This window comes from Streptomyces sp. NPDC059564 (assembly GCF_042735575.1).
Classification (GTDB): Bacteria; Actinomycetota; Actinomycetes; order Streptomycetales; family Streptomycetaceae; genus Streptomyces.
The window spans coordinates 1-1108 of record NZ_JBHWBP010000722.1 but is presented as its reverse complement, the minus strand read 5'-3'; the positions used below and the strand labels follow the sequence as shown (position 1 = coordinate 1108).

General features: G+C 72.0%; 1 protein-coding gene. It reads right to left on the bottom strand.

What is annotated here, in order from left to right; translation table 11 throughout:
* Positions 1-41 precede the first annotated feature (41 nt).
* A complete protein-coding gene (locus ACFV0Q_RS41935; protein WP_385013387.1) occupies positions 42-644 on the bottom strand; it encodes a winged helix-turn-helix domain-containing protein in 603 nt (200 codons plus the stop codon).
* Positions 645-1108 lie beyond the last annotated feature (464 nt).

Genomic DNA, 1108 nt, shown 5'->3' with positions numbered 1-1108 from the left:
CCCGTACTCCCCCTCGGGAGTACGGGCCCGCCGTCGTCGTATCAGGGGGCGTACTTGTAGCCCACCCGGCGCACGGTCTGGATCGCGCCGCGGTGCGCGGTGCCCAGCTTGCGGCGCAGCCGGGCGATGTGGACGTCGACCGTCCGGCCGTCGCCGACGTGGCCGTAGCCCCAGACCGTGGTCACCAGCTGGTCGCGGCTGTGCACCCGGTGCGGGTGCGCGACGAGGTGGGCCAGCAGTTCGAACTCCAGGTACGTCAGGTCCAGCACCTCACCGTCCACCTCGGCGGTGCGCCGCGACGGGTCGATGCGGACGAGGGCGTCGCCGGTGCCCGCCGGGGAGTCGGTGGCCGGGCCGGCCTGGGCCGGCGGGGCGGGAACGGACTGCGGGGCGAAGGCGATCGGCGGCTGCTGGTCGGCCGGTACGAGGACCAGATAGCCGACCATCGGCGGCTGGCCCGGCAGCGTCGGCAGGGTGTGCTGGGGCGCGGGGAGCCAGGTGGCGCCGGGCGGGAGCAGGTCCACGACCCGGGACACCTCGTCCCGGTCCACGGCACGCAGCCGGTGGCGCGGACTGGGCGGGAAGGTCAGGGGAGCGGAGGTCGCGGCGGAGGCGGCGGAAGTGATGGATCGGGTGTTCGCCATGAGTGGTCAGCTCTTTCACGCGGAGTGGTCGGCAGGAGACGACGTGCGCATGCCGTCGTCGGTGTCGTACCGCGCAGACCGAAGGCCTCGGGGAGGTTCTGCTGGAGGTCCCGGAAGGCTTTAGGGGGTCGGCGCGTTCTTCGCGCGGCAACACACCCGGTCGAAATCATGATCCTGACGGGACGGCCAGAACGGCTCGAGGTCGCCGCGACCTGTCGAGGAGTGCGAATGGCTGGCCATGGGCGTCATTCAAGCAGATGTACGGGGCCCAGGGCAGACCCCGTCTCACCTCGTGGATCGGAATCTCAAATTCCGTCATCAAGGTTTCGTCAGGCCGTCACATTCCCGACAAACCCTCAGCCGCCCGGCCCCTCGCACCCGTCCGGCGCCGTCGCCCGTATCGCATGCTGAGCCGATCCGTCCCACCACCGGCCCGGGGGGCGCGGGGGGGCCACCGGGGGCGC

Bases quoted from the DNA above. Each gene is read 5' to 3' on its own strand.
- ACFV0Q_RS41935 (WP_385013387.1), bottom strand. From the start codon at position 644: ATGGCGAACACCCGATCCATCACTTCCGCCGCCTCCGCCGCGACCTCC.